Origin of the sequence: Hephaestia sp. MAHUQ-44 (assembly GCF_023806085.1) — a bacterium.
Taxonomy (GTDB): Bacteria; Pseudomonadota; Alphaproteobacteria; order Sphingomonadales; family Sphingomonadaceae; genus Sphingomonas.
The window spans coordinates 113,362-139,415 of record NZ_JAMSLX010000003.1; the positions used below are offsets into that span (position 1 = coordinate 113,362).

At 66.3% G+C, this 26,054-nt stretch carries 16 protein-coding genes; 10 read left to right on the forward strand and 6 right to left on the reverse strand.

Annotation, left to right across the window (positions count from 1 at the left end):
• The first annotated feature begins 12 nt into the window (after positions 1 to 12).
• The 5 genes from NFE57_RS04585 to NFE57_RS04605 all read left to right on the forward strand — a co-directional run bounded on the left by NFE57_RS04585 (position 13) and on the right by NFE57_RS04605 (position 10,140).
• Entirely contained in the window at positions 13 to 3,207 is a 3,195-nt protein-coding gene (locus NFE57_RS04585) for an autotransporter outer membrane beta-barrel domain-containing protein (RefSeq protein WP_252134385.1), read from the forward strand.
• Between the two features lie 142 nt (positions 3,208 to 3,349).
• Positions 3,350 to 5,947 carry a TonB-dependent receptor plug domain-containing protein gene (locus tag NFE57_RS04590; RefSeq protein WP_252134386.1) on the forward strand — a complete coding sequence of 866 codons (2,598 nt, stop codon included), beginning with the start codon at positions 3,350 to 3,352 and terminating at the stop codon, positions 5,945 to 5,947.
• A gap of 11 nt (positions 5,948 to 5,958) precedes the next feature.
• Positions 5,959 to 7,740: a gamma-glutamyltransferase gene (gene ggt, locus NFE57_RS04595; RefSeq protein ID WP_252134387.1), complete on the forward strand. Its 1,782-nt coding sequence runs from the start codon at positions 5,959 to 5,961 to the stop codon at positions 7,738 to 7,740.
• Between the two features lie 130 nt (positions 7,741 to 7,870).
• Positions 7,871 to 8,569 (forward strand): response regulator transcription factor, encoded by a 699-nt coding sequence (locus NFE57_RS04600; RefSeq protein ID WP_252134388.1) that lies wholly within the window; start codon positions 7,871 to 7,873, stop codon positions 8,567 to 8,569.
• Positions 8,554 to 10,140, forward strand: coding sequence for a sensor histidine kinase (locus NFE57_RS04605; RefSeq protein WP_252134389.1), 1,587 nt, complete (start codon positions 8,554 to 8,556; stop codon positions 10,138 to 10,140). Before NFE57_RS04600 ends, NFE57_RS04605 begins: the two co-directional genes overlap by 16 nt.
• A 3-nt stretch (positions 10,141 to 10,143) precedes the next feature.
• Here the strand turns inward: NFE57_RS04605 and mgrA are convergent, their stop codons facing one another.
• Positions 10,144 to 11,211, reverse strand: coding sequence for an L-glyceraldehyde 3-phosphate reductase (mgrA, locus tag NFE57_RS04610; protein WP_252134390.1), 1,068 nt, complete (start codon positions 11,209 to 11,211; stop codon positions 10,144 to 10,146).
• 130 nt (positions 11,212 to 11,341) lie between these two features.
• Complete coding sequence (locus NFE57_RS04615; protein WP_252134391.1) at positions 11,342 to 11,803, reverse strand: hypothetical protein; 462 nt, start codon at positions 11,801 to 11,803, stop codon at positions 11,342 to 11,344.
• Positions 11,804 to 12,319: 516 nt separating this feature from the next.
• Here NFE57_RS04615 and NFE57_RS04620 point away from each other — a divergent pair.
• The 5 genes from NFE57_RS04620 (at position 12,320) to NFE57_RS04640 (ending at position 22,720) form a co-directional block, all read left to right on the forward strand.
• Positions 12,320 to 13,528: an efflux RND transporter periplasmic adaptor subunit gene (locus NFE57_RS04620; RefSeq protein WP_252134392.1), complete on the forward strand. Its 1,209-nt coding sequence runs from the start codon at positions 12,320 to 12,322 to the stop codon at positions 13,526 to 13,528.
• 6 nt (positions 13,529 to 13,534) lie between these two features.
• Positions 13,535 to 16,744, forward strand: a complete 3,210-nt coding sequence (locus tag NFE57_RS04625; protein WP_252134393.1) for an efflux RND transporter permease subunit — start codon at positions 13,535 to 13,537, stop codon at positions 16,742 to 16,744.
• Positions 16,741 to 18,177, forward strand: coding sequence for an efflux transporter outer membrane subunit (locus tag NFE57_RS04630; protein ID WP_252134394.1), 1,437 nt, complete (start codon positions 16,741 to 16,743; stop codon positions 18,175 to 18,177). Before NFE57_RS04625 ends, NFE57_RS04630 begins: the two co-directional genes overlap by 4 nt.
• Positions 18,178 to 18,251: 74 nt before the next feature.
• The gene (locus NFE57_RS04635; RefSeq protein WP_252134395.1) at positions 18,252 to 19,865 is read left to right on the forward strand and encodes a DUF5597 domain-containing protein; all 1,614 of its coding nucleotides are present in this window, start codon (positions 18,252 to 18,254) and stop codon (positions 19,863 to 19,865) included.
• On the forward strand, positions 19,862 to 22,720 hold the full coding sequence (locus tag NFE57_RS04640) for a TIM-barrel domain-containing protein (RefSeq protein WP_252134396.1): 2,859 nt from the start codon (positions 19,862 to 19,864) through the stop codon (positions 22,718 to 22,720). The genes NFE57_RS04635 and NFE57_RS04640 overlap by 4 nt, the downstream gene beginning before the upstream one ends.
• On the opposite strand, the gene NFE57_RS04645 is transcribed toward NFE57_RS04640, so the two are convergent.
• From NFE57_RS04645 to NFE57_RS04660, 4 genes are read right to left on the reverse strand one after another with little or no spacing between them, the layout of a single operon-like run.
• Complete coding sequence (locus tag NFE57_RS04645) at positions 22,717 to 23,196, reverse strand: glutathione peroxidase (protein ID WP_252134397.1); 480 nt, start codon at positions 23,194 to 23,196, stop codon at positions 22,717 to 22,719. The genes NFE57_RS04640 and NFE57_RS04645 overlap by 4 nt on opposite strands.
• Positions 23,193 to 23,771 (reverse strand): GNAT family N-acetyltransferase, encoded by a 579-nt coding sequence (locus tag NFE57_RS04650; RefSeq protein ID WP_252134398.1) that lies wholly within the window; start codon positions 23,769 to 23,771, stop codon positions 23,193 to 23,195. Before NFE57_RS04650 ends, NFE57_RS04645 begins: the two co-directional genes overlap by 4 nt.
• 17 nt (positions 23,772 to 23,788) lie before the next feature.
• Positions 23,789 to 24,472 (reverse strand): ABC transporter ATP-binding protein, encoded by a 684-nt coding sequence (locus NFE57_RS04655; protein WP_252134399.1) that lies wholly within the window; start codon positions 24,470 to 24,472, stop codon positions 23,789 to 23,791.
• Entirely contained in the window at positions 24,465 to 25,715 is a 1,251-nt protein-coding gene (locus NFE57_RS04660) for a lipoprotein-releasing ABC transporter permease subunit (protein ID WP_252134400.1), read from the reverse strand. The genes NFE57_RS04655 and NFE57_RS04660 overlap by 8 nt, the downstream gene beginning before the upstream one ends.
• Between the last annotated feature and the right edge of the window lie 339 nt (positions 25,716 to 26,054).

Sequence of the window (26,054 nt, forward strand, 5' to 3'; positions counted from 1 at the left end):
CAGAGGAGCGATATGCGTATTCTTTTGTGCACCACCAGCCTGACATCCGTGGCCCTGCTGGCGGCGTTCCCGGCGGCCGCCCAGACCAAGATCGAGACCAAGGTCACGACGCCGATCGCGACCTCGACCGCCAATAGCGGCGCTCCCGACGATATCGAAATCACCGACAAGGGATCGGTCGTCCCCACCGGCGGTACCGCGGTGACGCTCGACAGCGCCAACAACGTCAAGAATGCGGGCACGATCCAGATCAGCGACGCCAACAGCGCGGTCGGCATTCGCGCGACCACCACCGGCAGCGGCACGATCACCAACAGCGGCAAGATCATCGTCGACGAGGATTACACCGCAACCGACGACGACAAGGATGGCGATCTCGACGGCCCGTTCGCCAAGGGCAACAACCGCTTCGGCATCCTCACCGACGGCGCGTTCACCGGCGCGATCGCCAATGCGGGCGAGATCACGGTCGAAGGCAACAATTCGGGCGGGATCGTCGCCCGGGGACCGCTCACCGGCTCGCTCAAGAACGACGGCAAGGTGACCGTTACCGGCGACAATTCGGTCGGCATCGGCCTCGGCGACGTCAGCGGCGATGTCACCATCAACGGCAGCGTGCAGGTGCAGGGCAAGGATTCGGTCGGGGTCGCGCTCGACGGCGATATCGGCGGCGCGGCGGTGTTTCAGGGGGCGGTCGCGGTCACCGGCTATCGCAGCACGACGGCGCCTGCCGACACCAGCAAGCTCGACGCCGACGATCTGCTTCAGGGCGGCCCCGCGGTACGCATCGCGGGCAATATCGATGGCGGGCTGATCTTCGCCCGGCCCCCGGCGGATAATGACAAGGACGACAAGGACGAAGACAAGGACGGCGTCGACGACGACAAGGAAGGTACCGCCGCGATCGCGTCCTATGGCAGCGCGCCGGCGGTCGAGATCGGTTCGGACACGCGCGACATCGCGCTCGGCGCGGTCGCGGGCAATAGCGGCGGGCACGGCCTCGTCATCGACGGCGGGATCGCGGCGAACGGCGTCTATGCCGATGTCGATGCAGTCGCGGTCTCGATCGGCGGCACGGGCCATGCGGTCGATCTCGCCGGCGGCATCACCGTCGGCGGCACGATCGCCGCGCAAGGCCAGGCGAGCGCCACCGCGCTTCGGATCGGCGCGGGCACCTCTGCGCCCGACATCAGCGTGGCCGGCGCGATCGGCGCCAAGGGCGGCAGCGGCGAAGGCCATGTGACGCGTGCGATCGATATCGCTGCGGGCTCGACCGTCACGACGCTTTCCAACAGCGGCACGATCACCGCCTCGACCAGCGGCAAGGGCGCGGCAACCGCGATCCACGACGGTGCGGGCAACCTGGCGCTGATCGAGAATTCGGGCGCGATCGGTGCCTCGACCTCGGATGCCACCGCGCAGGCGATCGCGATCGACCTGTCGGCAAACAACACCGGCGCGACGATCAGGCAGCTTGCAGTCGAATCGGGCGCCGCCCCCGCAATCAACGGCGATGTCCGCTTCGGATCGGGCGATGACGTGTTCGACATTGCCGCCGGCAGTGTTGCAGGCGCGGTCGATTTCGGTGCGGGCACCAACCGGCTCGCGCTGTCGGGCGACGCCCAGCAATCGGGCAGCGTCACCTTCGGCGCGGGCGCCGACACGCTGAGCCTCACCGGCACGTCGCGGCTTGCCGCCGATGTCGATTTCGGCGGCGGCGCCGACATTCTGACGATGGGCGACGGCACGATGTTCAGCGGCAAGCTGAGCAACAGCGCGGGCGTCGCGGCCACGATCGGCGGCACGTTCGATCCGACCAATACCGGCAACGTCGCGCTGGCGTCGCTCGATGTCGGCGCCAAGGGCGTGCTCGGCGTCACGATCGACAGCGAGAACGACACCAACACGCTCTACCAGGTCGCCGGCGCCGCCAATTTCGCCGAAGGATCGACCGTGCGCGTCCACCTCACCAGCGTTTCGGGCTCGGTCGGCGATCATGTCATCGTCCAGGCGGGCACGCTGACCGGCGGCGACAATGTGTCGAGCGCCAACGCCGAGCTGCCGTTCCTGTTCAAGAGCGAGCTTTCCAGCGACGCCGCCGCGGGCACCGTCACGCTGTCGATCGATCGCAAGACCGCGACCGAACTCGGCTTCAACCGGTCCGACGCGAGCGTCTATGACGCCGTATTCGCGGTGCTCGACAAGGACAAGGATATCGCGGGCACGATCCTGGCGATCGGCGACGGCGATACGCTGCGCGCGCGCTATCGCAGCTTCCTGCCCGATCATGCCGGCGGCGTGTTCGAATCGGTGACGCAGGCCTCGCGCGCCGCCTCGCGCTTCCTCGGCGATTACCAGCCGATGGTCGAACGCGGCGGCTGGAACTTCTGGGTCCAGCAGATCGCCTGGGGCACCTCGAAGAATCTCGGCGATACCGCCGCCTACGATATCGGCGGCTGGGGCGCGACCGCGGGCGCCGAGCGCGCGCTGGGCGGTGCAGGCTTCGCAGGCATCACGATCGGCGCCGCGCTGGGCCATGACAACGACGGCTCGACCGACAACGAAGTCTCGACCGAGCAATATGAGATCGCGGCGCATTGGCGCGGGCGCTGGGGCGGGTTTACACTCGCCGCGCGCGGTGGCATCGCCAAGGTCGAGCTCGACGGTCAGCGCCGGTTCGATGCGGCAGAGTTCAGCCGCGTCGCCTCGTCCAATTGGGGCGGCACGTTGGTCTCGGCGATCGGACGCGCCTCGTACGAGCTTCCGCTCGGCAAGCGGCTCTACGTCCGCCCAACCGCGCAAGTCGATTATTACAAGCTCAGCGAGGATGGCCATACCGATCAGGGCGGCGGCCCTGCGTTCAACCTGATCGTCGCCAAACGCACCAGCGACGAAGCCACCGCATCGGGGCTGCTCGCGCTCGGCTACAATCTGGGCAAGGCCGATCCGGGCGACGGCTGGTTCCGCGTCGAACTCGAAGGCGGCCGGCGCGAGATCGTCGGCGGCACGATGGGCGATACGATCGCGCATTTCGAAGATGGCGACCCGTTCACGCTGCAAGCCGACAAGCGCAAGAGCGGCTGGGTGGGCCGGCTGCGCGCGGGCGGCGGTTCGGACCGGTTCAGCATCACCGGCGAGGCCGGGGCCGAACAGCAACTCGGCCATGCCGCCGTATCGGCGCGCGTGTCGCTCAATTTCAGCCTGTAAAGGACCACCGCGACGCAGCAGTGTTGCATAAATGAAACGCCTTTAGAGCCATAAAGCTACGCTGCGTTGCAATAAAGCGACGGGTGCGAGACATTCTCCCCGAACAATCCGGTATCGATCCAGGTTGAACAGGGAGAATGTCATGCGCCCGACCTTGCTTATCGCGCTCGCCTGCAGCACCGCCGCCGTTGCGACGCCAGCCTGGAGTCAGACGGTTGGGGACCAGCCCTCCGCGACCGACAGCGGTGCGTATGATCCCGCACAGGCCATCATCGTCACCGGCAGCCGGGTGCGCGATCGCACCGTCGCCGACAGCCCGGTACCGGTCGATGTGATCGGCGGCGAGCAGCTTCAGAGCAGCGGCTATTCCGAGACCAACAAGGTTCTCAACCAGCTCGTCCCCTCGTTCAACTTCCCCCAGCCGTCGCTGACCGACGGCACCGATTCGATGCGCCCCGCCACGCTGCGCGGGCTCGCCCCCGATCAGACGCTGGTGACGGTCAACGGCAAGCGCCGCCACGTCTCGGCGCTGCTCAACCTCAACGGTTCGGTCGGCCGGGGTTCGTCGGCGGTCGATCTCAACGAGATTCCGCCGATCGCGATCGACCGGATCGAAGTGCTGCGCGACGGCGCCTCGTCGCTCTATGGGTCGGACGCGATCGCCGGCGTCATCAACATCGAATTGTCGAAGCGCCCCGGCGTGCGCGGTTCGGTGACCTACGGCCAGTACCGCACGAGCATGAAGGGCGTCGACGACGTCACCGGCGTCGTCACCGGCGCGGGCGGCCTGCCCGTCGTCGCGACCGCGGGCTCATCCCCCTCGGGCGATTTCCTCGAGCTGCAAACCACCGGCAAGGACCGCGAACGCCACGACGGCGACACGCTGACGCTCGCGACCAGCATCGGCCTGCCGATCCATGGCGGCTATTTCGTCTTTTCGGGTCAGTTCCGCGATCGCGACCCGACCAACCGCTCGGGCGCCGATCCGCGCCGCCAGTATAATGACGTGGGCGATCCGCGCGAACTGACGATCGATCGCTACAACCACCGGTTCGGCGACGGCAAGGCGACCGATTATAATTTCTTCGTCAACGCCGGGCACGATATCGGCGCGTCGTTCGAGCTTTACGCGTTCGGCAGCTACGGCATCCGCGACGCCGATGCGGCGGGTTTCTACCGCCGCAGCAACGACAGCCGCAACCGCGACTATGCCGCCTCGCTGGTCGATTTCGTACCTTATTATGCCGACGGCTTCCTGCCCTTCATCACCAGCGAGATCGAGGATGTCTCGGGCGCGGTCGGGATCAAGGGCGATATCGGGGCCGGCTGGAACGCCGATCTCTCGGTGGTCTACGGCTCGAACGAACTCAATTACGGTGTCGCCAACAGCTTCAACACCTCGCTCGGCGCGCCGAATATCCAGCGGACCTTCGATGCCGGCGGGTTGGCAGCGGGCCAGACCGTGGTCAATCTCGACCTCAGCCACCCGTTCGACGTCAGCTTCATGCGCAGCCTCGGCATCGCGGTCGGCGGTGAATATCGCAACGAGAATTACAAGATCCGCGCGGGCGAGGAATCGAGCTATATCAACGGCCCGTACAGCGCCAATGGCGCCCCCGGCGGATCGCAGGTGTTCCCCGGCTTCCGCCCCAACAACGCGGTCGACGTCTCGCGTGACAGCTTCGCCGGCTATGTCGAACTCGATGGCGACGTCAGCGACGCGCTCTCGTTCCAGATCGCGGGCCGTTACGAACATTATTCCGATTTCGGCGATACGCTGAACGGCAAGATCGCGGCACGGTTCGAGATCGTGCCGGGCGTGGCGCTGCGCGGATCGACCTCGACCGGCTTCCGTGCGCCGAGCCTCGCGCAGCAGTTCTTCGCGACCACCTCGACCAACAACGTTGCGGGTACGCTGATCGAGGTCGGTACCTTCCCGGTCTCCAATCCGGTGTCGGTCGCGTTGGGATCGAAGCCGCTCAAGGCCGAGAAATCGACCAATTTCGGTGGTGGCATCGCGCTCAATCCGTTCTCGGGGTTCAGCCTGACCGCCGATTATTACAACATCAAGGTGCGCGACCGCGTGACGTTGACCGAGAATTTGCAAGGCGCGGCGGTCGTCACGATTTTGCAGAATGCGGGGATCAACAACGTCACCTCGGCCCGGTTCTTCGTCAACGGCGTCGACACGCGCACACAGGGCCTCGACATCGTCGGCAGCTATCGTGTGCCCGATACCGGGTTCGGCACGCTGCTCCTGACCGCGGGCTACAATTACAACAAGACCAAGATCACCGATCGCACCTCGCTGCCGTCGCTGCCGGGGCTGATCCTGTTCGGGCGCACCGAATCGCTGCGCCTCACGCACGGCCAGCCGCGCGACAAGATCAACCTGTCGGCGGATTGGAGCCTCAAGCCGGTCGGGCTTACGCTCCGGACCAACCGCTACGGCAAGGTACTGAGCCCCGGTGGCTCGAACGATCTTGCCGTCGGCCCCGGCGACGCCCCCGCCGATTACACGCTGGGCGCGAAATGGGTGACCGATATCGAGGCCCGCGTTGCGTTGATGAAGGGCATCGAGATCGCGGTGGGCGCGGACAATGTGTTCGACGTCTATCCCGATCATGTGCCGATCGGCGGCGCGTTCGGCACCTCGGGCTATTACCTGCCCTATTCGAGCTTCTCGCCATTTGGCTTCAACGGGCGCTTCCTCTACGGACGGCTCTCGGTAACCTATTGAGCGAGGATGATATGCGGCACGCCGGCACCTTCCTGACGCCGCTGGTGCTGGCGCCGCTCGCCCTGCTGGCGGGCTGCGCGACCCAGAGCAGCCCGCCGCCTGCATCGCACCAGATTTCCGCGCGCGCGCTCGATACGGCAAGCGCCGCGCCGATCGACTGGCGCGCGAGCACGCCGGTCGTCGCGCCGCACGCGATGGTCGTCTCGGCGCAGCATTATGCGACCGAGGTTGGCGTCGACATCCTCAAGCGCGGCGGCAATGCGATCGATGCCGCGGTCGCGGTGGGCTATGCGCTCGCCGTCGTCCACCCGTGCTGCGGCAATATCGGCGGCGGCGGATTCATGACGGTCCATCTCGCGTCGGGCGAAAACCTGTTCCTCGATTTCCGCGAGAAGGCCCCGCTCAAAGCGACCGCGACGGTATTTCAGGATGCGAACGGCAATGTCGTCGCGGGGCGCAGCACCGGCACCTGGCTCGGCGTCGGGACGCCGGGCACGGTGATGGGGCTCAACGAGGCGCTCGCGCGCTATGGCACGATGCCGCTGGCCGAGGTGATCGCGCCGTCGATCGCGCTCGCCGAACAGGGCTATGTGCTCCAGCCCGGCGATGTGAAGATCCTCGACAACCGCACCAGGGACTTCGCCACCGAGCCCAATGTCGCGGCGATCTTCCTCAACAACGGCCGCCCGTTCGTCGCGGGCGAGCGGCTGGTGCAGACGCAGCTTGGCGCGACCTTGCGCCGCATCGCCGAAGGCGGCACCGACGCTTTCTATCACGGCAAGCTGGCGCAGACGGTGGCGGCGGCGAGCGCGGCGGGCGGCGGGCTGCTCACCACTGAGGACTTTGCCAAATATACCGTCCGCTGGGACCAGCCCGTGCAATGCGCCTATCGCGGCTACACCGTAGTTTCGGCGCCGCCATCGAGTTCGGGGGGCACGACATTGTGCGAGATCCTGCGCACGATCGAAGGCTATCCGCTCGCCACATGGGGCTATGGCTCGGTTGAGGCGACACACCATATCATCGAGGCCGAACGCCGCGCTTATGCCGATCGCAACACCGATCTTGGCGACCCGGCGTTCATCGCCAATCCAGTCCAGACACTGATCTCCGACGCGCACGCCGCCAAGCTGCGCGCGAGCATCCTGCCCAACCGCGCGACGCCCTCCAGCGAGATCAAGGGCGGCGTCGGCGCATCCGCCGAGGGCATGGACACGACGCATTATTCGGTGGTCGACAAGCAAGGCAACGCGGTCGCGGTCACCTACACGATCAATTACCTGTTCGGGGTCGGCAAGATCGCCGGCGATACCGGCTTCTTCCTCAACAACGAGATGGACGATTTCACCTCGAAGCCGGGGGTGCCCAATGGCTTCGGGCTGGTTCAGGGCGCGGCCAACGCGGTCGCGCCGGGCAAGCGCCCGCTCAGTTCGATGACGCCGACGATCCTGCTCAAGGACGGCAAGGTATTCATGGTGACGGGAAGCCCCGGCGGCTCGACGATCATCACCACCGTGCTCCAGAGCATTATCAACGTCGTCGACTTCGGGATGAACGTGAAGCAGGCGGTCGATGCCCCCCGCTTCCACCACCAATGGCTGCCCGATGTGGTGATGGTCGACCCGCATTATCTGACCCCTGACACGCGCGCCGCGCTCGAGGCGATGGGCCACAGCTTCCGCGATTCTGCGCCCTGGGGCGCCGATGAGGCGATCCTCGTCGATCCCAAGACAGGCGAACGGCACGGCGCCAACGACCGCACGCGCCCGGCGGGGCTCGCCAAGGGCTATTGAGGGCGGCCTGCACCGAATCTGCACCTGAATTCCCGCACCGCTGCCCGCCGGGCGCGGGCGCGGCTTGATTGTTTCGATACATTCTCCGGAGGTGATTGACCGGAGAGGCCGAACAATGATCCTGTGCCCCATGCCGCGCACCATCTTGATCGCCGACGACGATCCGCACATTCGCCAGTTGCTGGTCTTCGCGCTCGACAAGGCGGGGCTGACCGCGATCGAGGCGGGGGATGGCGAGGCGGCACTGGCGATGGCGGCGGCGCACGCGCCCGATCTGGTGATCCTCGACATCAATATGCCGCGAATGGACGGGCTCGAGGTTTGCCGCCGGCTGCGCGCCGAGGGCGAGGTACCGATCCTGTTCCTGTCCTCGCGCGACGACGAGATCGATCGCGTGTTGGGGATCGAACTGGGCGCCGACGATTATGTCGTCAAACCGTTCAGCCCGCGCGAGGTGGTGGCGCGCGTGATGGCGATCCTGCGCCGCACCGCCGCGCACCCGCCCGCCGCCGATCACGGCGGCGCGATCCAGCAGGGCAAGCTGCGCCTCGATCTCGACGGCTGGCGCGCGCATTGGGCGGGCAGCGAGGTGCCGCTGACGGTCACCGAATTCTCGATCCTGCGCACGCTCGCCTCGATGCCCGCCAAGGTGTTCAGCCGCGACGCGATCATCGATCGGCTCCACGGCCCCGGCTTTGCGATCACCGACCGCACGATCGACAGCCATATCCGCAACCTGCGTGCCAAATTCGCCGACGTGGGCGGCGGCGACGTGATCGAGACGCGCGCCGGGATCGGCTATAGCCTCGGCGCGTGCTGCGGGAGGTGATCGGCACCGCGATCCGTGGCGCCAAGGAAGCGATCAAGCGCCGCTGGCCGCGCTTGCACCTGCGCACGATCCTGTTTGCGAGCCTGTTCCTTGTCGCCGCGCTGCCCGGGGTCGGCGCGGTGTTCCTGCGCGTCTATGAGAATACGCTGGTCCGCCAGACCGAGGCCGAACTGGTCGCGCAAGGCGCGGCGTTGGCGGCCACGGCCGAAGCGCTCTGGCCGGGCGCGCCGCCGCTTGCCGTACCGCCGCGCGATGCGCTGACCCCCGAGCCGCCGCGGATCGACCTCAATGCGACGCCGATCCTGCACGAGCGCCCCACCCCCTTACCCGCAGGGCCGCCGAGTGCGGATGCCGTCGCGGCCGGCAGGCAGCTCGCACCGATCATCGGTCATACGCGGCAGACGACGCTGGCCGCGATCGTGCTGCTCGATCGCAACGGGATCGTCGTCGGCGGAAGCGGCGGCAGCCTCGCCATGCTTCCCGAAGTCCGCGCGGCGCTCGCCGGGCAGCCCGAAACCGTCTTGCGGCGCAACGCCGGTTATCGCGCGGTCTATCGGTTCGAATGGCTGTCGCGCGCGGCGGCGATCCGGGTGCATCACGCGCGCCCGATCGTCGTCGACGGCAAGATCGTGGGCGTGCTGCTGCTGTCGCGATCGGCGCGCGCGCTGTTCAAGGGAATGTACGAGGATCGCGGCAAGATCGCGATCGGCATCGCCGCGATCCTGATCGTGCTGATCGTGCTCAGCGGCGTGCTCTCGCGCGGGATTGCACGGCCGATCGAGGCGCTGGGCGTCGCCACGCGGTCGGTGGCGATGGGGCGCGGGCGCGTCCCCGATCCGCCGCCGACCGCCGCGATCGAGATCCAGGGCCTCTATCGCGACTTTGCCGCGATGGCCGAAGCGATCGAGCGCCGCTCGCGCTATCTGCGCGATTTCGCGCACGCGATGAGCCATGAGTTCAAAACCCCGCTGGCGGGGATTCGCGGTGCGATCGAACTGCTCGAGGATCACGACGCGGCCATGTCGGCAGACGAGCGGCGGCGCTTCCTCGCCAATGCCGATGCCGATGCGCGGCGGCTGGCGAGCCTCGTCTCGCGGCTGCTCGACCTTGCGCGCGCCGATATGGCGCGCGGCGACGGCGGGCGGCTCGACGATCCCGCCGCGCTGCTGGCCCGCGTGGCCGATAGCGCAATCCGCCCCGGCTTCACGGTGACGCTCGACGCCACGCCATCGTTGCCGGTCATTGCCACTGCACCGGCGACGCTTGAGGCGGTGCTGGTGACGCTGCTCGACAACAGCCGTCAGGCCGGCGCAACGCGGGCGACGATCAGCGTGAGCGCCGCGGCCTCGCGCGTACTGCTACGCGTGGACGATGACGGCCCCGGCGTTCCGCCCGCCGATGCCGAGCGGCTGTTCACGCCCTTCTTCACCTCGCGCCGCGCCGAAGGCGGCACCGGGCTTGGCCTGGCGATCGCACGATCACTGCTCGATGCGGTCGGCGGCACGATCGCGCTCGCGCCGAGCGATCGCGGCGCGGCGTTCGTCATCGGCCTTCCTATCGCCGACTCCTGAACGTCAGGCGGTCTCGGCTTCTCCAAGCGTCGAGGACACGCCCCAGATGTTGATGTCGCCCTCGGTCGCATAGCGATCGATCTCGGCGAGTTCGTCGGCGCTGAAATCGAGCCGCTTCACCGCGTCGAGCGAATCATCGAGCTGCGCCACGGTGCGCGCCCCGACCAGCGCCGAGGTGACACGCGAATCGCGCAGCACCCACGCGATCGCCATTTGCGCGAGGCTCTGGCCGCGTCGCTCGGCGATCGCGTTGAGCGCGCGGATGCGGGCGATATTGTCGTCGTTCAACATATGCTTGCCGAGCGAGCGGCCGCCCGTTTTCGCGGCGCGGGCATCGGCAGGAACGCCGTTCAGATATTTGCTCGTCAGCATCCCCTGCGCGAGCGGCGAAAAGGCGATGCACCCGGTGCCGAGATCGGCGAGCGTATCGAGCAGGCCGTCCTCGATCCAGCGGTTGAGCATCGAATAGCTCGGCTGGTGGATCAACAACGGCACCTTGTATTCGCTCAGAATCGCGGCGGCCTTGCGCGTCAGTTCGGGCGAATAGCTCGAAATGCCGATATAGAGCGCCTTGCCCTGCTGGTGGAGGTGCGCGAGCGCGCCCATCGTCTCTTCGAGCGGGGTCTTGGGATCGACGCGGTGCGAATAGAAAATGTCAACATAATCGAGCCCCATCCGCTTGAGGCTCTGGTCACAGCTCGCGATCAGATATTTGCGGCTGCCCCCGACATCGCCGTAGGGGCCGGGCCACATATCCCACCCCGCCTTGGTCGAGACGATGAGTTCGTCGCGGTGCGGGGCCAGATCGGTCGCGAGGACGCGGCCGAAATTTTCCTCCGCCGAGCCGTAAGGCGGGCCGTAATTGTTCGCGAGATCGATATGCGTGACGCCGCGATCGAACGCCCGGCGCAGGATCGCGCGGCCGGTTTCAAACACGTCGGCCCCGCCGAAATTCTGCCACAGGCCCAGGCTGATCGCCGGCAGATCGAGCCCGCTGTGGCCACAGCGGCGATAGGGCATCCGGCCATCGTAACGATCGGGGTCGGCAGCAAAAGGCGGCGAATACGGCATGGCAATCCCCTGCGATATGATGATGCAGCGGTAAGCCGTGGAGCGCGGTGATGTCAAAACCGTGCCGCGACAAAAAAGACCGCCGGATTTACCCCCCGGCGGCCTTTGTTCGTTCGGACTGAATCGCCGGTTATGGCGCCGGCGCCGACCCCGCGACCGCCGCGTTGAAATTCTCCGCGGTCATCGCGAGCGTGAGCCCGCCGCTTTCGCCGAGCGAAAAGGCGTTGGCAGGCAGCTTGGCATCGACACCCTTCGAGGTCGTGACCGTCACGAATTCGGCGTCGGCCTGCTTGATCGTGCCGACCGGCTGACCATCGGAGCTGTTCACCACGGTGCCGGCAACCAGCAAGGCCTGGAGCTGTGCCGCGGCGTCGGCCTGCGCCTTTTCCGCCGCTGCATCGAGATCGGCCTTGGTCGTCGACGCGACCAGCCCCTTCTCGTTCGATCCGACCGCCGCCGGCGGCAACCCGACGGTGTGCGCGCCGGTGTTGACCACGACGACATCCGCCGTCACCATTTCGATCGTCCCGATCACGGCGCCCTGCGGGTCAAAAATGGTGGCACCGGCGACCGGGGTGGGCGCCTCAGGCATGGCTGTCCTGCCCGGCGCGTTTTGCGCCGAGGCCGGCGACATAGCGAGCAACGACGTACCAAGAATTAGCGCAGCAGAAAACTTCATTCGATCGACTCCTCAGGTATTGGCTCGTTGCGCTCGGAATTTCGTCGGCATGGCTGGCATTTCCATGCCATCGAATCAAGTGTTTCGCGCGATGAACCGTGCATCATTTGCACCCCGCATCACATCGGGACAGTATCGCACGCGATCTTAATCGTGCCCGAATGGCACGTTGTCCGCCGTACAGCGTTTATGTCGATCTGATCCGACGACGATCATCTCCTTTATCAATGGTGTTCATATTGCCCGCACGACGATCGCTGCATTGCATCATAAATGCTTGACGCCTTGCATCCTCGGGGCCAATCACACCCCGCCGCCTCTTCGGCGGGGTCGATTGGGCCTAAGTTGTTCAAGAGCCTCGTCGATCACGCTCATGCTACCGGCATGGACTGGCGCCATTGTCATCTCTGCGTTGCGAGGATTGCCTCCATGCCTCCGGTCGCTACTATCACCCGCTCGTTTCGTCCCCTGCTCGCCGCATCGCTGCTGGCGCTCGCAGCTTGCGGCGGGAGCGGCAAGGATGCCGGGCGCGGCATGGCAGGGCAGCAAACCCCCGAGGTCGGCTATGTCGTCATGCAGCCGACGCAGGCGCCGCTGACCACCGAACTTGCCGGGCGCACATCGGCGTATAAATCGTCCGAGGTCCGCCCGCAGGTCACCGGGCTCATCACCCGGCGCTATTTCACCGAAGGCGCGATCGTGCGCCAGGGCGAGCCGCTGTATCAGATCGACCCCCGGCTCTATCGCGCGAGCGCCAATCAGGCCGAGGCCAATCTGGTGAGCGCGCGCGCCAGCGCCGAGGCCGCCCGCGCCCGCGCCGATCGCTACAAGCCGCTCGCCGCGCAGCAGGCGGTGAGCGAGCAGGATTATGCCGACGCGCTGGCGCAGGCACGCAGCGCCGAGGCGGCGGTCAAGCAGCAGCAGGCGGCGCTCGAGAGCGCGAAGGTCAACCTCAACTTCACCACGGTGCCCGCGCCGATCACCGGCCGCATCGGCCGGTCGCTGTTCACCGTCGGCGCGCTGGTCACGACCAGCCAGGCCGATCCGCTGGCGACGATCCAGCAGCTCGACCCGATCTATGTCGACATCCAGCGATCGAGCAGCGATCTGCTCGCATTGCGCCGCGCGCTCGCTGACGGCGGCACGATACCGGCCTCGGCCGCGGTGCGGCTGGTCCTCGAAGACGGCAGCGATTACGGCCAGACCGGCACGGTCGAATTCTCCGAAGTCGTGGTCGATCCGAACACCGGCACCGTCACGATGCGCGCACGCTTCCCCAATCCGCAAGGGCTGCTGTTGCCCGGCATGTTCGTGCGGGCGCGCTTTACCCAGGCGATCAACACGCGGGCCTTCCTCGTCCCCGAACAAGGGCTGACGCGTGATCCCAAGGGCAATGCGACGGTGCTGATCGTGGGGCCGGAAAACAAGGTGATCCAGCGCATCGTGAAGGCCGAGCGCACTGACGGTGCCAACTGGGTGGTGACCGACGGGCTCAACCCCGGCGACAAGGTCATCACGCAGGGCACCGCGAAAGCGATGCCCGGTCAGGTGGTGAAGCCGGTGCTCGCCTCGACGCAGCAGCAAATCGGGGCACCGCCCAAGCCGCCGCAGGGTGCGGCCCCGGCAAACGGGCGCTGATCGCATATGCTGTCGCGGATCTTCATCGATCGCCCGATCTTCGCGTGGGTCATCTCGATCATCACGATGCTGCTCGGCGTCGGTGCGATCCTGTCGCTGCCGATCGCGCAATATCCCGATGTCGCGCCGCCACAGGTCAATATCCGTGCCTCCTATCCCGGCGCCTCGGCACAGACGCTCGAAAATTCGGTCACGCAGGTGATCGAACAGCAGCTCACCGGGATCGACGGGCTGCTCTATTTCAGCTCGACATCGAATTCGTCGGGCCGCGCGTCGATCTCGGCGACGTTCGAGAAGGGCACCGACCCCGACATCGCGCAGGTGCAGGTCCAGAACAAGGTGCAGCAGGCGCTGCCGCGACTGCCGCAGCAGGTGCAGCAACAGGGCCTCACCGTCACCAAATCGAACCCGGATTTCCTGCTGATCGCGGCGGTTTATGATTCGACCGACCAGCGCTCGAATGTCGACGTCGCGGATTATCTGACCTCGAACCTCCAGGATGAACTCGGGCGCCTGCCCGGGGTCGGCGACACCAATGTGTTCGGTTCCGAATATGCGATGCGGATCTGGCTCGATCCCGCCCGGCTGCGGTCCTATTCGCTGATGCCCGGTGACGTGATTTCGGCGATCCAGGCGCAGAACACCGAAGTCGCGGCGGGCGAACTGGGCCAGCAGCCGATGCCCCCCGGGCAGATGCTGAGCGCGACGGTGACGGCGCAATCGCGCCTCCAGACCCCCGAGCAATTCCGTAACATCATCATCAAGACGCAGACCAGCGGCGCCACGGTTCGGCTCGGCGATGTCGCCAAGGTGGAATTGGGCGCGGCCAGCTACGTCGCGTTGAGCCGGATCGACGGGCATCCCGGCGCGGGGCTCGCGGTGTCGCTCGCCCCCGGTGCCGACGCGCTGACGACCGCGGAAATCGTCAAGCAGGCGGTTACCGAACACGCGAAATCCTTCCCCGCGGGGTTCGAGGTCGCCTTCCCGTTCGACCAGACCGATTTCATCAAGCTCTCGATCGAGGAAGTGGTGAAGACGCTGTTCGAGGCGATCGTCCTCGTCGTGCTCGTCATCTTCATCTTCCTGCAAAGCTGGCGCGCGACGCTGATCCCCGCGATCGCGGTGCCGGTCGTCCTGCTCGGCACGTTCGCGGTCTTCTATGTCGCGGGCTTCTCGATCAACACGCTCACCCTGTTCGGGCTCGTGCTCGCGATCGGCCTGCTCGTCGACGATGCGATCGTCGTGGTCGAGAATGTCGAACGCGTGATGGAAGAGAATCCGGAGATGAGCCCGCGCGACGCGACCATCCAGTCGATGGGCGAGATCCAGGTCGCGCTGATCGCGATCGCGCTCGTGCTGTCGGCGGTGTTCCTGCCGATGGCTTTCTTCGGCGGCTCGACCGGGGTCATCTACAAGCAATTCTCGCTCACGATCGTCTCGGCGATGGTGCTGTCGGTGTTCGTCGCGCTGATCCTGTCGCCGGCGCTGTGCGCGACGATGCTCAAGCGCAAGCAGGACCACCGCCCGGGTTTCCTCGCGCGGCGTTTCCCGCAGATCGGCGAATGGGGCACGGCCGCCGCCGACGGGTTCAACCGCCGCTTCGAGCGGATGGTCGATCGCTATCAGGGCGCGGTCCGCTACACGGTCGACAAGAAGCTGATCTTCCTCGTCATCTACGCGCTCGTCGTCGCGATGCTCGCGTTGATGTTCTTCCGCCTGCCGACCAGCTTCCTGCCGACCGAGGATCAGGGCGGCGCGATGGTGCAATTCCGCCTGCCGCCGGGCGCCACCCAGCCGCGCTCGCTTGAGGTGCAGAAGGCGATCGAAAAATATCTGATGCAGGACGAAGGCAAGAACACCAGCCACGTCTTTACCGTGTCGGGCTTCGGCGGCGGCGGGTCGGCGGGCGGCCAGAACACCGGCCTCGGCTTCGTCGCGCTCAAGAATTGGAGCGATCGCCCGGGCAAGGAAAACAGCGCCGATGCGATCACCGGCCGGATGCAGGCGGCGCTGGGCGGGATGCGCGATGCCCAGGTGTTCGCGCTGGTGCCGCCCGCCGTGCGCGGGTTGGGCCAATCGAACGGCTTCACGCTCGAACTGCAAAATTCGGGCGGGCTGAGCCGCGCGGACTTTGCCGCCGCGCGCGACAAATTGCTCGGCGAGGCGATGAAGGACCCGAGCTTCGTCGGCGTGCGCCCGAGCGATCTGCCCGATGTACCGACCGTGCATATCGACATCGATCAGCAGAAGCTTGCGGTGCTCGGGCTCAACCAGAGCGACGTCAACACGACGCTGTCGACCGCATGGGGTGGGCGCTACGTCAACGACTTCATCGATCGCGGCCGCGTCAAGCGCGTCTATGTGCAGGGCGAGGCGCCCTATCGCATGCAGCCGGGCGATCTCGGCCAATGGTATGTCCGCGCCGCCGACGGCAGCATGACCCCCTTCTCGTCCTTCGCCACCACGTCATGGGAACAGGCCCCGACCTCGCTGTCGCGTTTTTCCGGGCTGCCGGCGTTTGAAATTCAGGGCCAGGCCGCACCAGGCGTCAGTTCGGGCGAAGCGATGGCGCGGATCGCCGCGCACGCCGCCAAGCTCCCCGGCACGACCGTCGCGTGGAGCGGGCTATCGTATCAGGAACAGATTTCATCGGGACAGGCGCCGCTGCTCTACGCTTTGTCGCTGCTGGTGGTGTTCCTGTGCCTCGCGGCGCTTTACGAAAGCTGGACGATCCCGGTCGCGGTGTTGCTTGTCATCCCGCTTGGGCTGGTCGGCGCGGTGTTCGCAGTGACGCTCAGGGGGTTGGAGAACGACGTCTATATGCAGATCGGGCTGCTGACGACGATGGGGCTCGCCTCGAAGAATGCGATCCTGATGATCGAATTCGCCGAACAGGCGGAAAAGAAGGGCAAGCGCGTGATCGATGCCGCGCTCGAGGCCGCGCGGATCCGGTTGCGCCCGATCCTGATGACGAGCTTCGCGTTCATCTTCGGGGTGCTACCGCTCGCGATCTCGACCGGCGCGGGTGCCAACAGCCGCGTCGCGATCGGCACCGCGGTAATCGGCGGGATGCTGACCGCGACGATCCTCGCGATCTTCTACATCCCGTTGTTCTTCGTCCTCGTGCGCCGCACGACGCGCGATACCTTCGCCAAACTGCGTCACCATGACGACGATGGCACCCCGCCCGCCCCCGCGCCGGAGACCGCCGCATGATCCGCCGCGCCGCGCTCCTGTTCGCCTGCACCGCTGCGCTCGGCGCGTGCTCGATGGCCCCGCATTATGAGCGACCCGCCGCACCGGTCCCGCCGGGCTGGCCCGTGGGCGACGCCTATCTGGCGCAGCAGGAAGCCGCGCTGCCGAGCGTCACTTATACCCAAATTTTCCGCGATCCCCGGCTTCAGCAACTCATCGAACAGGCGCTGATCAACAATCGCGACCTGCGCGTCGCCGCCGCCAATATCGCCTCGGCGCGCGCGCAATATCGCATCCGGCGCGCCGGCATCCTGCCCGAAATCGACGCCAGCGCGGGCGCCACCTTCCGCGGAGGCGACGGCGCCACGGGCGCGAAGGAATCGTACAGCGCCGATATCGGCGCGACCGGGTTCGAACTCGACCTGTTCGGGCGGCTGCGCTCGCTGAGCGATTCGGCGCTCAACCAGTATTTCGCGACCGAAGCCGCGGCGCGCGCGACACGGCTGGCGCTGGTCGGCGACATCGCCAACGCCTGGCTCACCTATGCGGCCGACCAGAGCCTGCTTGGCATCGCGCGGGAGACCGTGACCAATGCCGGCCGCAGCGTCGAACTGACCCGCGCGCGGCTCGACGGCGGCGTCGCGCCGCGCACCGATCTGCGACAGGCCGAACTGGTGCTGGCGCAGGCGCAATCGGACCTCGCCGAACAACGGACCGCGTTGGCACAAGACGTCAACGCGCTTCAGTTGCTGGTCGGCGCGCCGATCGACCCGGCGTTGCTGCCCGCCTCGATCGACGAGGCCGCACCAACGCTGACCGCGCTTCCCGCCGGACTCGATTCGAGCATCCTGCTGCGCCGCCCCGATGTCGTGCAGGCCGAATATCGGCTGCGCAGCGCCAATGCCGAGATCGGCGCGGCGCGCGCGGCACTATTCCCGCGGATCTCGCTCACCGGCCTGCTCGGTGTCGCGAGCAACGCGCTTGGCTCGTTGTTCGAAAACGGCGCGTTCAGCTATTCGGGATCGCCCGGCATCGCCTATCCGATCTTCAGCGGCGGCGCAGGCCGGGCTGGCGTGGCGCAGAGCGAGGCCGATCGCGACGCCGCGCTGGCGGCGTACGAAAAGGCGATCCAGACCGCGTTCCAGGAAGTCTCCGATGCGCTCGCGCGGCACGGCACGATCGCCGATCAGGAGCGTGCGCAGGATCAGCTCGTCGCCTCGGCGACCGACAATTACCAGCTCTCCGATGCGCGCTATCGCGGCGGCATCGATACGTTCCTGCAAAGCCTCGACGCGCAGCGATCGCTCTACAATGCGCAGCGATCGCTGATCGCGACCGAGCTGACCAAGGCGACCAACCTCGTCACGCTCTACCGCGTGCTCGGCGGTGATTCCTCACTCGAGGCAACCGACGCCGGGCCGCAGCCCGTAAGCCCGACCAACCCGGCGGGCTGAACGCTTGCCTCGACGGCTTTTTGCCGTCAGCATGCGCCCCGCTCGCGATTCGCTGGCGACGGGGAATTTCATATATGCACAAATGCACGCTTCTCGCCGCTGCGCCCGCGCTGTTGTTAGCGCTACCCGCTCCTGCCCAACCCCCCTCGATCGCGACCCAGAACGGCCGCCACGCGCTGATCGTCGATGGTGCCCCGTTCCTGATGCTCGGCGCGCAGGCCAATAATTCGAGCAATTACGCCGCCGCGCTGCCCAAGGTCTGGCCGGTGCTCGATGCGATGCACGCCAACACGCTCGAAATGCCGATCGCGTGGGAGCAGATCGAACCGCAAGAGGGCCGGTTCGATTTCAGCTTCGTCGATACCTTGCTCGAACAGGCGCGCGCGCGCGACAAACGGCTGGTGCTGCTGTGGTTCGCGACGTGGAAGAACGGCAGCCCGAGCTATGCGCCCGCATGGGTCAAGACCGACGACACGCGCTTCCCCCGGATGCGCACCAAGGACGGCAAACCGCATTATGCGCTGTCGCCGCTCGGCCAGAACACGCTGGCCGCCGACAAGCGCGCGTTCGTCAGGCTCATCGAGCATCTCAAGGCCAATGATCCCGACGACACGGTGATCATGGTGCAGGTCGAGAACGAGACCGGCAGCTACGGCACGCCGCGCGATTATTCACCCGAGGGCAACCGCCTGTTCGCTGGGCCCGTCCCGGCTGAACTGGTGAAGGCGCTCGGCAAGCAGCCCGGCACGTGGAGCGCGGTGTTCGGCCCGATCGCCGAGCAGGCGTTCAACAGCTGGTACACCGCGCGCTATGTCGACGCGATCGCGGCGGCGGGCAAGGCGGTGAAGCCGCTGCCGATGTACACCAACGCCTCGCTGAGCGATCCGTTCGTCGAGCCCAAGCCGACCGGCGTGCAAAGCGGCGGGCCGAACTGGAACGTGATCCCGATCTGGAAAGCGGGCGCGCCGCATCTCGATCTGGTCGCGCCCGATATCTACAATCGCGACCATGACGCGTTCGTGAAATATCTCGATCATTACGCGCGGCCCGATAACGCGCTGATGGTGCCCGAACTCGGCAATTCGGCCGATTATGCGCGCTTCTTCTGGCCCATGCTCGGCAAGGGCGCGATCGGCGTCGCGCCGTTCGGAATGGATGCGACCGGCTATAACAATTACCCGCTCGGCACCAAGACGCTCGACGATGCGACGATCGCCGCGTTCGGGCGCGCTTATGCGCTGTTCGCGCCGATCGCGCGCGTCTGGGCGAAAATCGCCTATGAGCATCCGACCTGGGGCGTCGCCAAAGGCAAGGACGGCGCCGACCAATCGACCGTGATGGGCGGCTGGAAGATCACCGCGCAGTTTGACCAATGGCAGATGGGCGAGCGCGAGTGGAGCTGGATTGCCAAAGACCCGACACCGACCACCGGCCAGCCCGTCGGCGGTGCAGTGGTGGCACAGCTTTCCCCGGACACATTCGTCGTCGCGGGCAGCGATATCCGGCTGCGCTTCGGCCCCGCCACCCCCGATGATCGCGCGATGATGATCCGCGCCGAGGAGGGGCATTACGGCGCGGACGGGCGCTGGGTGTTCGAGCGCGTCTGGAACGGCGATCAGACCGATTACGGGCTCAATTTCACGGCCACGCCGGTGATGCTCCGGGTGACGATGGGGAGGTTCAAATGATGCGCGCATGGATGCTGGCGGGGGTCGCCGCGATCGGTTTGGCGGGCAGTACGCAGGCAAGCGAGGTGGCGCGCGTGCCCCACGGCGTGGTGGTGACGCCCGATAGCGGCCCGGCCAAGCGCGTGCGCGTGCTCGCTTATGGCGACGATCGTTTTCGCGTCAGCGCGGTCGCGGGCACCGATCTGGATGTGCTGCCCAAAAGCCTGATGGTCATCGCGCAGCCGCAAGGCGATCCCGCGATCAGCGAGGCCGCGGGCTATGTGACGCTCACCTTGCCCAAAGCGAGCGCGCGCGTGCGCCTGTCCGACGGCATTGTGAGTTTCCTCGACGCCGGCGGTCAGGCCGTGCTCACCGAATCCGCGCGCGGCGCCTTCACCCCCGAGACGATCGAAGGGCAGCGCTATGTCACCGTCAGCCAGCAATTCAACCGCGGCACCGGCGAGGGGTTCTACGGGCTCGGCCAGCACCAGAACCGCCAGATGAACTACAATGGCGAGGACGTCGAACTCGCACAGCACAATATGGATATCGCGATCCCGTTCGTCGTCTCGACCAAGGGCTATGGCCTGTTGTGGGACAATGACGGCATCAGCCGCTTCGGCAATCCCCGCCCCTATTACCTCGTCGGCGACGATCTCACGGTCACCAGCGGCGGCAAAGCGGGCTGGAAGGCCGATTATTATCTCAACGGCACGCTCGCGGTGACGCGGCAGGAAGCGACGATCGATTATCAGTTCATCCGCGACCAGAAGAACTGGCCCGAGGCGGCGAAGGCCACCACCAAGGCCTCGGCCGATAGCGGTCAGAACACCGCCGGGGTCGCCACGCAGGAACAGAAGGTCGTCTGGAGCGGCGACGTCACCGCCAAGACGAGCGGCGTCCACAAATTCCGGCTCTACGGGTCGAGCTATTTCAAAGTCTATGCCGACGGCAAGCTGGTGCTGAACCGCTGGCGGCAGAACTGGAACCCGTGGTTTCACAATTTTGACCTGCCGATGACCGCGGGCAAATCGGTCGCGATCCGCATCGAATGGGAGCCCAATGCCGGCTATATGGCGTTCTTCCACAACGATCCGCTGCCCGCGCCCGATCGCCATTCGCTCTGGATGACCGCCGACGTCGCCAAGGGCGTGGATTATTACGTCACGCTCGCAGGGGCCGTCGACGGTGCGATCGCGGGCTATCGCGCGCTCACCGGCAAGGCGACGCTGATGCCCAAATGGGCCTACGGCTTCTGGCAGAGCCGCCAGCGTTACGAGACGCAGGAGCAGTTGCTCGGCGTGATGCGCGAATACCGCAAGCGCCGCATCCCGATCGACAATATCGTGCAGGACTGGTTCTACTGGCCCGAAAACGCGTGGGGCAGCCACGATTTTGACAAGACCCGCTTCCCCGACGCCAAGGCGATGGTCGACGAGGTCCATGCCCTCCACGGCCAAGTCATGATTTCGGTGTGGCCCAAATTCTACCCGACCACCGACAATGCCAAGGCGCTCGCCGCGCACGGCTGGCTCTATCAGGGCAACCTCAAGATGGGGAATAAGGACTGGGTCGGGCCGGGCTATCTCAACACCGATTACGACGCCTATGCGCCGGGCGCGCGCAAAATGTATTTCGAGCAGATCCGCGACAAGCTCGTCTCCAAGGGTTTCGACGCCTGGTGGATGGACGCGACCGAACCCGACATCCATTCCAACCTCTCGATCGAGGAACGGATCGAGACGATGGGGCCGACCGCGTTCGGCCCGGCCGCCGCGCTGTTCAATTCCTACCCGCTCGTCCATGCCGAGGGCGTCGCCGACGGCCTGCGCGAAACGCAGCCCGACAAGCGCCCCTTCATCCTGACGCGATCGGGGTTCGGCGGGTTGCAGCGCGCGAGCGCCGCGCTCTGGTCGGGCGATGTCGCGGCGCGCTGGGATGATCTGCGCGACCAGATTTCGGCCGGGGTCAATCTCGCGATGTCGGGCATCCCCAACTGGACGCACGATATCGGCGGCTTCGCGGTCGAGCAGCGCTATACCGATCAGCGCCCCGAGGCGCAGGCCGAATGGCGCGAACTCAACCTGCGCTGGTTCCAGTTCGGCGCCTTCTCGCCGCTGTTCCGCAGCCATGGCGAATTCCCGCACCGCGAGATTTACGAGATCGCGACGGACGACGACGCGATGTACGAGTCGATGCTGTGGTACGATCACCTGCGCTACCGGCTGATGCCGTACATCTACACGACCACCGCCGATACCTGGTTCGACGACGGCAGCATCATGCGCGGGCTGGTCAGCGATTTCGTCGCCGATCCCAAGACGTGGAATATTGACGACGAATATCTGTTCGGCCACGCGCTGCTGGTCGCCCCCGTCACCGCGTTCGAGGCGCGCAGCCGGCAAGTCTATCTGCCCGCCGGCGCCGATTGGTACGATTTCAACTCGGGCGCGTTCCACGCCGGCGGCGCGACGATCACCGCCGCCGCGCCGCGCGAGCGGATGCCGCTGTTCGTCCGCGCCGGATCGATCGTCCCGACCGGCCCCGAGCAGCAATATGTCGATCAGGATGCCGACGGGCCGATCGTTCTCCACGTCTTCACCGGCGCCGATGGGGCGTTCTCGCTCTACGAGGATGACGGCACCAGCCCGGCCTATCGGCAGGGCAAGTTCACCCGTATTCCGCTGGTCTGGAACGATGCGGCGGGCACGCTGACGATCGGCACACGCACCGGCGGTTATGAGGGGATGCCGGCGAAACGCGCGATCTCGGTGCGGTTCTACGGCAAGGATCGGGCGACCCCGCCCGATTTCACGGAAAACCCCGCGATCAGCCTGGTCTACGATGGCAAACCGCTCGTCGTGAAGCGGCGCTAGAGCAGCCGTTCGATGTCGGCGGCGATGTCCTCGGGCCTGGTCGTGGGGGCGTAGCGGGCGACGACCTTGCCCGCGCGATCGACGAGGAATTTGGTGAAGTTCCACTTGATCGCCTTCGAGCCGAGCAGCCCCGGCGCCTGATCCTTGAGTGCGCGGAACAGCGGATCGGCGCCATCGCCATTGACCTCGATCTTGGCAAAGACCGGGAAGGTGACGTCATAGGTCAGCGAACAGAAGTTCGCGATTTCCTCGGCATTGCCCGGCTCCTGCCCGCCGAACTGGTTGCACGGAAAGCCCAGCACCTCGAAGCCGCGCGCGCCGAACCGGCGATGGAGCGCCTCGAGCCCTTCATATTGCGGGGTGAAGCCGCATTTGGACGCAGTGTTGACGATCAGCAGCACCGAGCCCGCATAAGCGGCGAGATCGACGTCCGTCCCATCGGCGGCCGTAACGTGCAGATCGGTGATCCTTGTCATCGCAACGCCTCCTCATGGCCAGCGAGCAGCGCATCGAGATTGCGGCGCACGCCCGGCCATTCGTGCGCGAGGATCGAATAGACCACCGTATCACGCACATGCCCCGGCATCACCTTGTGGCCGCGCAGCACGCCGTCCTGTCGCGCGCCCAGCCGCTCGATCGCGCGCCGCGACTGGCGGTTGAGCGTATCGGTGCGCAACTGGACGCACTGGCATCCAAGCATTTCGAAGGCGTGGGTCAGCAGCAACCGCTTGGCGTCGGTGTTGAGCCCGGTGCGCTGGACGCGGCGCGCATAAACAGTGCCGCCGATCTCCAGCCGCCGATGCGGCTCGGCCATCCGCAGGAACCGTGTCGTCCCGGAAACGCGCCCGGCCGAATCGAGCACGGTGAACGCCATCGCCCTGCCCGCGGCGCTGTCGCGCTCGATCTGGTCGAACCAGCCATCGATCGTCGCCTCGGCGGGAACGATGGTGGCGAAACTGTTGTCGAGCCCGTCGCCGAACGCCTCCAACAGCGCTGCGCGATCGGCGCGGTCGATCGGGCGCAGCGTGACATGGCGCCCGGCGAGCGTCACGGGTTGCCGCCACGCGCTCACTCCAGATGGCCCTCGTGCAACCGCACGACGCGATCCATCTTCTCGGCCAGCCGCTCGTTATGCGTCGCGATCAGCGCGGCGGTCCCTTCGTGGCGGACGAGGCGCAGGAATTCGGCGAGCACCACGTCGGCGGTCGCTTCGTCGAGATTGCCGGTGGGTTCGTCGGCCAGCACGAGCGCGGGCTGGTTGGCAAGCGCCCGCGCCACCGCGACGCGCTGCTGCTCGCCGCCCGACAATTGGCTCGGCCGATGCGTCAGCCGGTGGCCGAGCCCGAGCGCGGTCAGCAGCGAGGCGGCGCGGTCTTCCGCCGCCGGTTGCTCGGCCCCCTTGACCAGCTGCGGCAGCACGACATTTTCGAGCGCGGTAAAATCGGGCAACAGATGGTGAAATTGGTAGACGAAGCCCAATGTGTCGCGCCTGACGATCGTGCGCGCATGGCTGTCGAGCTGCGCCGCCTCGGCACCCGCGATACGGATCGAGCCACCGAACCCGCCTTCGAGCAACCCCACCGCCTGGAGCAGCGTCGATTTACCCGAGCCAGACGGGCCCAGCAGCGCGACAATCTCGCCGCGCGCGATCGCGAGATCGACCCCGCGCAGGACGTGGATCGTCTGCCCACCCTGTTCGAAGCTGCGGGTCAGGCCGGCGGTCTGAAGAACGGCATCGGACAATTCATTCATAGCGCAATACCTGCACGGGATCGGTGCTCGCCGCCTTGAACGCCGGATAAAGCGTGGCGAGGAACGAGAAAAGAAGCGCCATCAGCGCAATGCCGATCACCTCGACCGGATCGGTCCGGGACGGCAATTCGGTGAGGTAGCGGATCGAGGGGTCCCACAAATTCTGCCCCGTCACCAGTTCGATGAGGCGGACCACATCCTGCCGGAAATAGAGGAACACGAACCCCAGCACGAGCCCCGCGGCGGTGCCCAGCGCGCCGATCGTCGTCCCCACCGTCACGAACACGCGGATCAGCCCGCCGCGCGTCGCCCCCATCGTTCGCAGGATCGCGATGTCGCGCGTCTTGGCACGGACCAGCATGATCAGCGACGACAGGATGTTGAACACCGCGACAAGGATGATGATCGACAGCACGATGAACATCGCCACCCGCTCGACCGTCAGCGCCTCGAACAATTGCGCGTTGAGCGAGCGCCAGTCGGCGATCACCGCTTCGCCGCCGACCCTGTCGGCCAGCGGCAGCAGGATCTGCCCGATCCGGTTCGCATCGACGGTGTTGATCTCGATCATGCCGACGCTGTCGCCCATCAGCAGCAGGGTCTGCGCATCCTCCATCGGCATCACGACATAGGTCTTGTCGTAATCGTAGATGCCGATCTCGAAGATCGCGCCGATCGTATAGGTGACGACGCGCGGCACGGTGCCGAACGGCGTCGCCTGCCCCTGCGGGCTGACCAGCGAAATCTCGCTGCCGAGCTTGGCGCCGAGCGCCTCGGCAAGCCGCGCGCCGACCGCAACGGTGCGGTTGTCGGGCGTGAGCGTCGCCAGCGAGCCCGCGATGACCTTGTGACCGATCGTGCTGTTGGTGCGGATATCGTCAGCCGGCATCCCGCGGACCAGCACACCTTCGACGCGGCCCTGATAGGTCGCCATCAACGGTTGCTCGATCAGCGGCACCGCGCTGGTGACGCCCGGCAGCGCGCGCGCGTCGGCCGCGATTTTGCGCCAGTCGCGCAACTGCCCGTTATAGCCCTGCACCACCGCATGGCCGTTGAGCCCGACGATCTTGTCGAACAGTTCGACCCGGAAGCCGTTCATCACGCTCATCACGACGATCAACGCCGCGACGCCCAGCATCACCGCCACCAGGCTGATCGAGGCGACAAGGAAAATGAAGCCCTCGCCCTTCCCCGGAAGCAGATAGCGTCGCGCGATCATGCGTTCGTAGCGCGAAAGGATCATGCGGTTGCGGTCCGGTCCGGGAAAACGGCGATGAGCCGTTGCTCTACGGGGCATCCGGCGGACTGGCAACTCCATCGACCCGCCAGCCGGGCTGTGGCGAATTGACCACAGGCATCGGGCAATCGTACCCTGAACGCAGCATTTACGGTGGCAACCCGCCGCCCTGCTTGGTAGGCACGCGCTGCTGATCATAGGCAACGGCCGTGGTTTGGGGAGCTTCTAAAGCCCCGTCTGGCAAACAGGCGTGCGGGCGGAAGCAATCAAGGGGGCTGACGAGCAATCGTCACGCAGGCGCCCGGGTCGGAAACGACCCGGGCGTTTGCCGTTTGCGGCCCTCTT

What these genes read in the sequence shown, in the direction of transcription:
- mgrA (WP_252134390.1), bottom strand. Translation starts at nt 11,211, where the DNA reads ATGCCGTATTCGCCGCCTTTTGCTGCCGACCCCGATCGTTACGATGGC.
- NFE57_RS04655 (WP_252134399.1), bottom strand. Translation starts at nt 24,472, where the DNA reads ATGAATGAATTGTCCGATGCCGTTCTTCAGACCGCCGGCCTGACCCGC.
- NFE57_RS04630 (WP_252134394.1), top strand. Translation starts at nt 16,741, where the DNA reads ATGATCCGCCGCGCCGCGCTCCTGTTCGCCTGCACCGCTGCGCTCGGC.
- NFE57_RS04585 (WP_252134385.1), top strand. Translation starts at nt 13, where the DNA reads ATGCGTATTCTTTTGTGCACCACCAGCCTGACATCCGTGGCCCTGCTG.
- NFE57_RS04660 (WP_252134400.1), bottom strand. Translation starts at nt 25,715, where the DNA reads ATGATCCTTTCGCGCTACGAACGCATGATCGCGCGACGCTATCTGCTT.
- NFE57_RS04600 (WP_252134388.1), top strand. Translation starts at nt 7,871, where the DNA reads ATGCCGCGCACCATCTTGATCGCCGACGACGATCCGCACATTCGCCAG.
- ggt (WP_252134387.1), top strand. Translation starts at nt 5,959, where the DNA reads ATGCGGCACGCCGGCACCTTCCTGACGCCGCTGGTGCTGGCGCCGCTC.
- NFE57_RS04615 (WP_252134391.1), bottom strand. Translation starts at nt 11,803, where the DNA reads ATGCCTGAGGCGCCCACCCCGGTCGCCGGTGCCACCATTTTTGACCCG.
- NFE57_RS04645 (WP_252134397.1), bottom strand. Translation starts at nt 23,196, where the DNA reads ATGACAAGGATCACCGATCTGCACGTTACGGCCGCCGATGGGACGGAC.
- NFE57_RS04640 (WP_252134396.1), top strand. Translation starts at nt 19,862, where the DNA reads ATGATGCGCGCATGGATGCTGGCGGGGGTCGCCGCGATCGGTTTGGCG.
- NFE57_RS04625 (WP_252134393.1), top strand. Translation starts at nt 13,535, where the DNA reads ATGCTGTCGCGGATCTTCATCGATCGCCCGATCTTCGCGTGGGTCATC.
- NFE57_RS04590 (WP_252134386.1), top strand. Translation starts at nt 3,350, where the DNA reads ATGCGCCCGACCTTGCTTATCGCGCTCGCCTGCAGCACCGCCGCCGTT.
- NFE57_RS04620 (WP_252134392.1), top strand. Translation starts at nt 12,320, where the DNA reads ATGCCTCCGGTCGCTACTATCACCCGCTCGTTTCGTCCCCTGCTCGCC.
- NFE57_RS04635 (WP_252134395.1), top strand. Translation starts at nt 18,252, where the DNA reads ATGCACAAATGCACGCTTCTCGCCGCTGCGCCCGCGCTGTTGTTAGCG.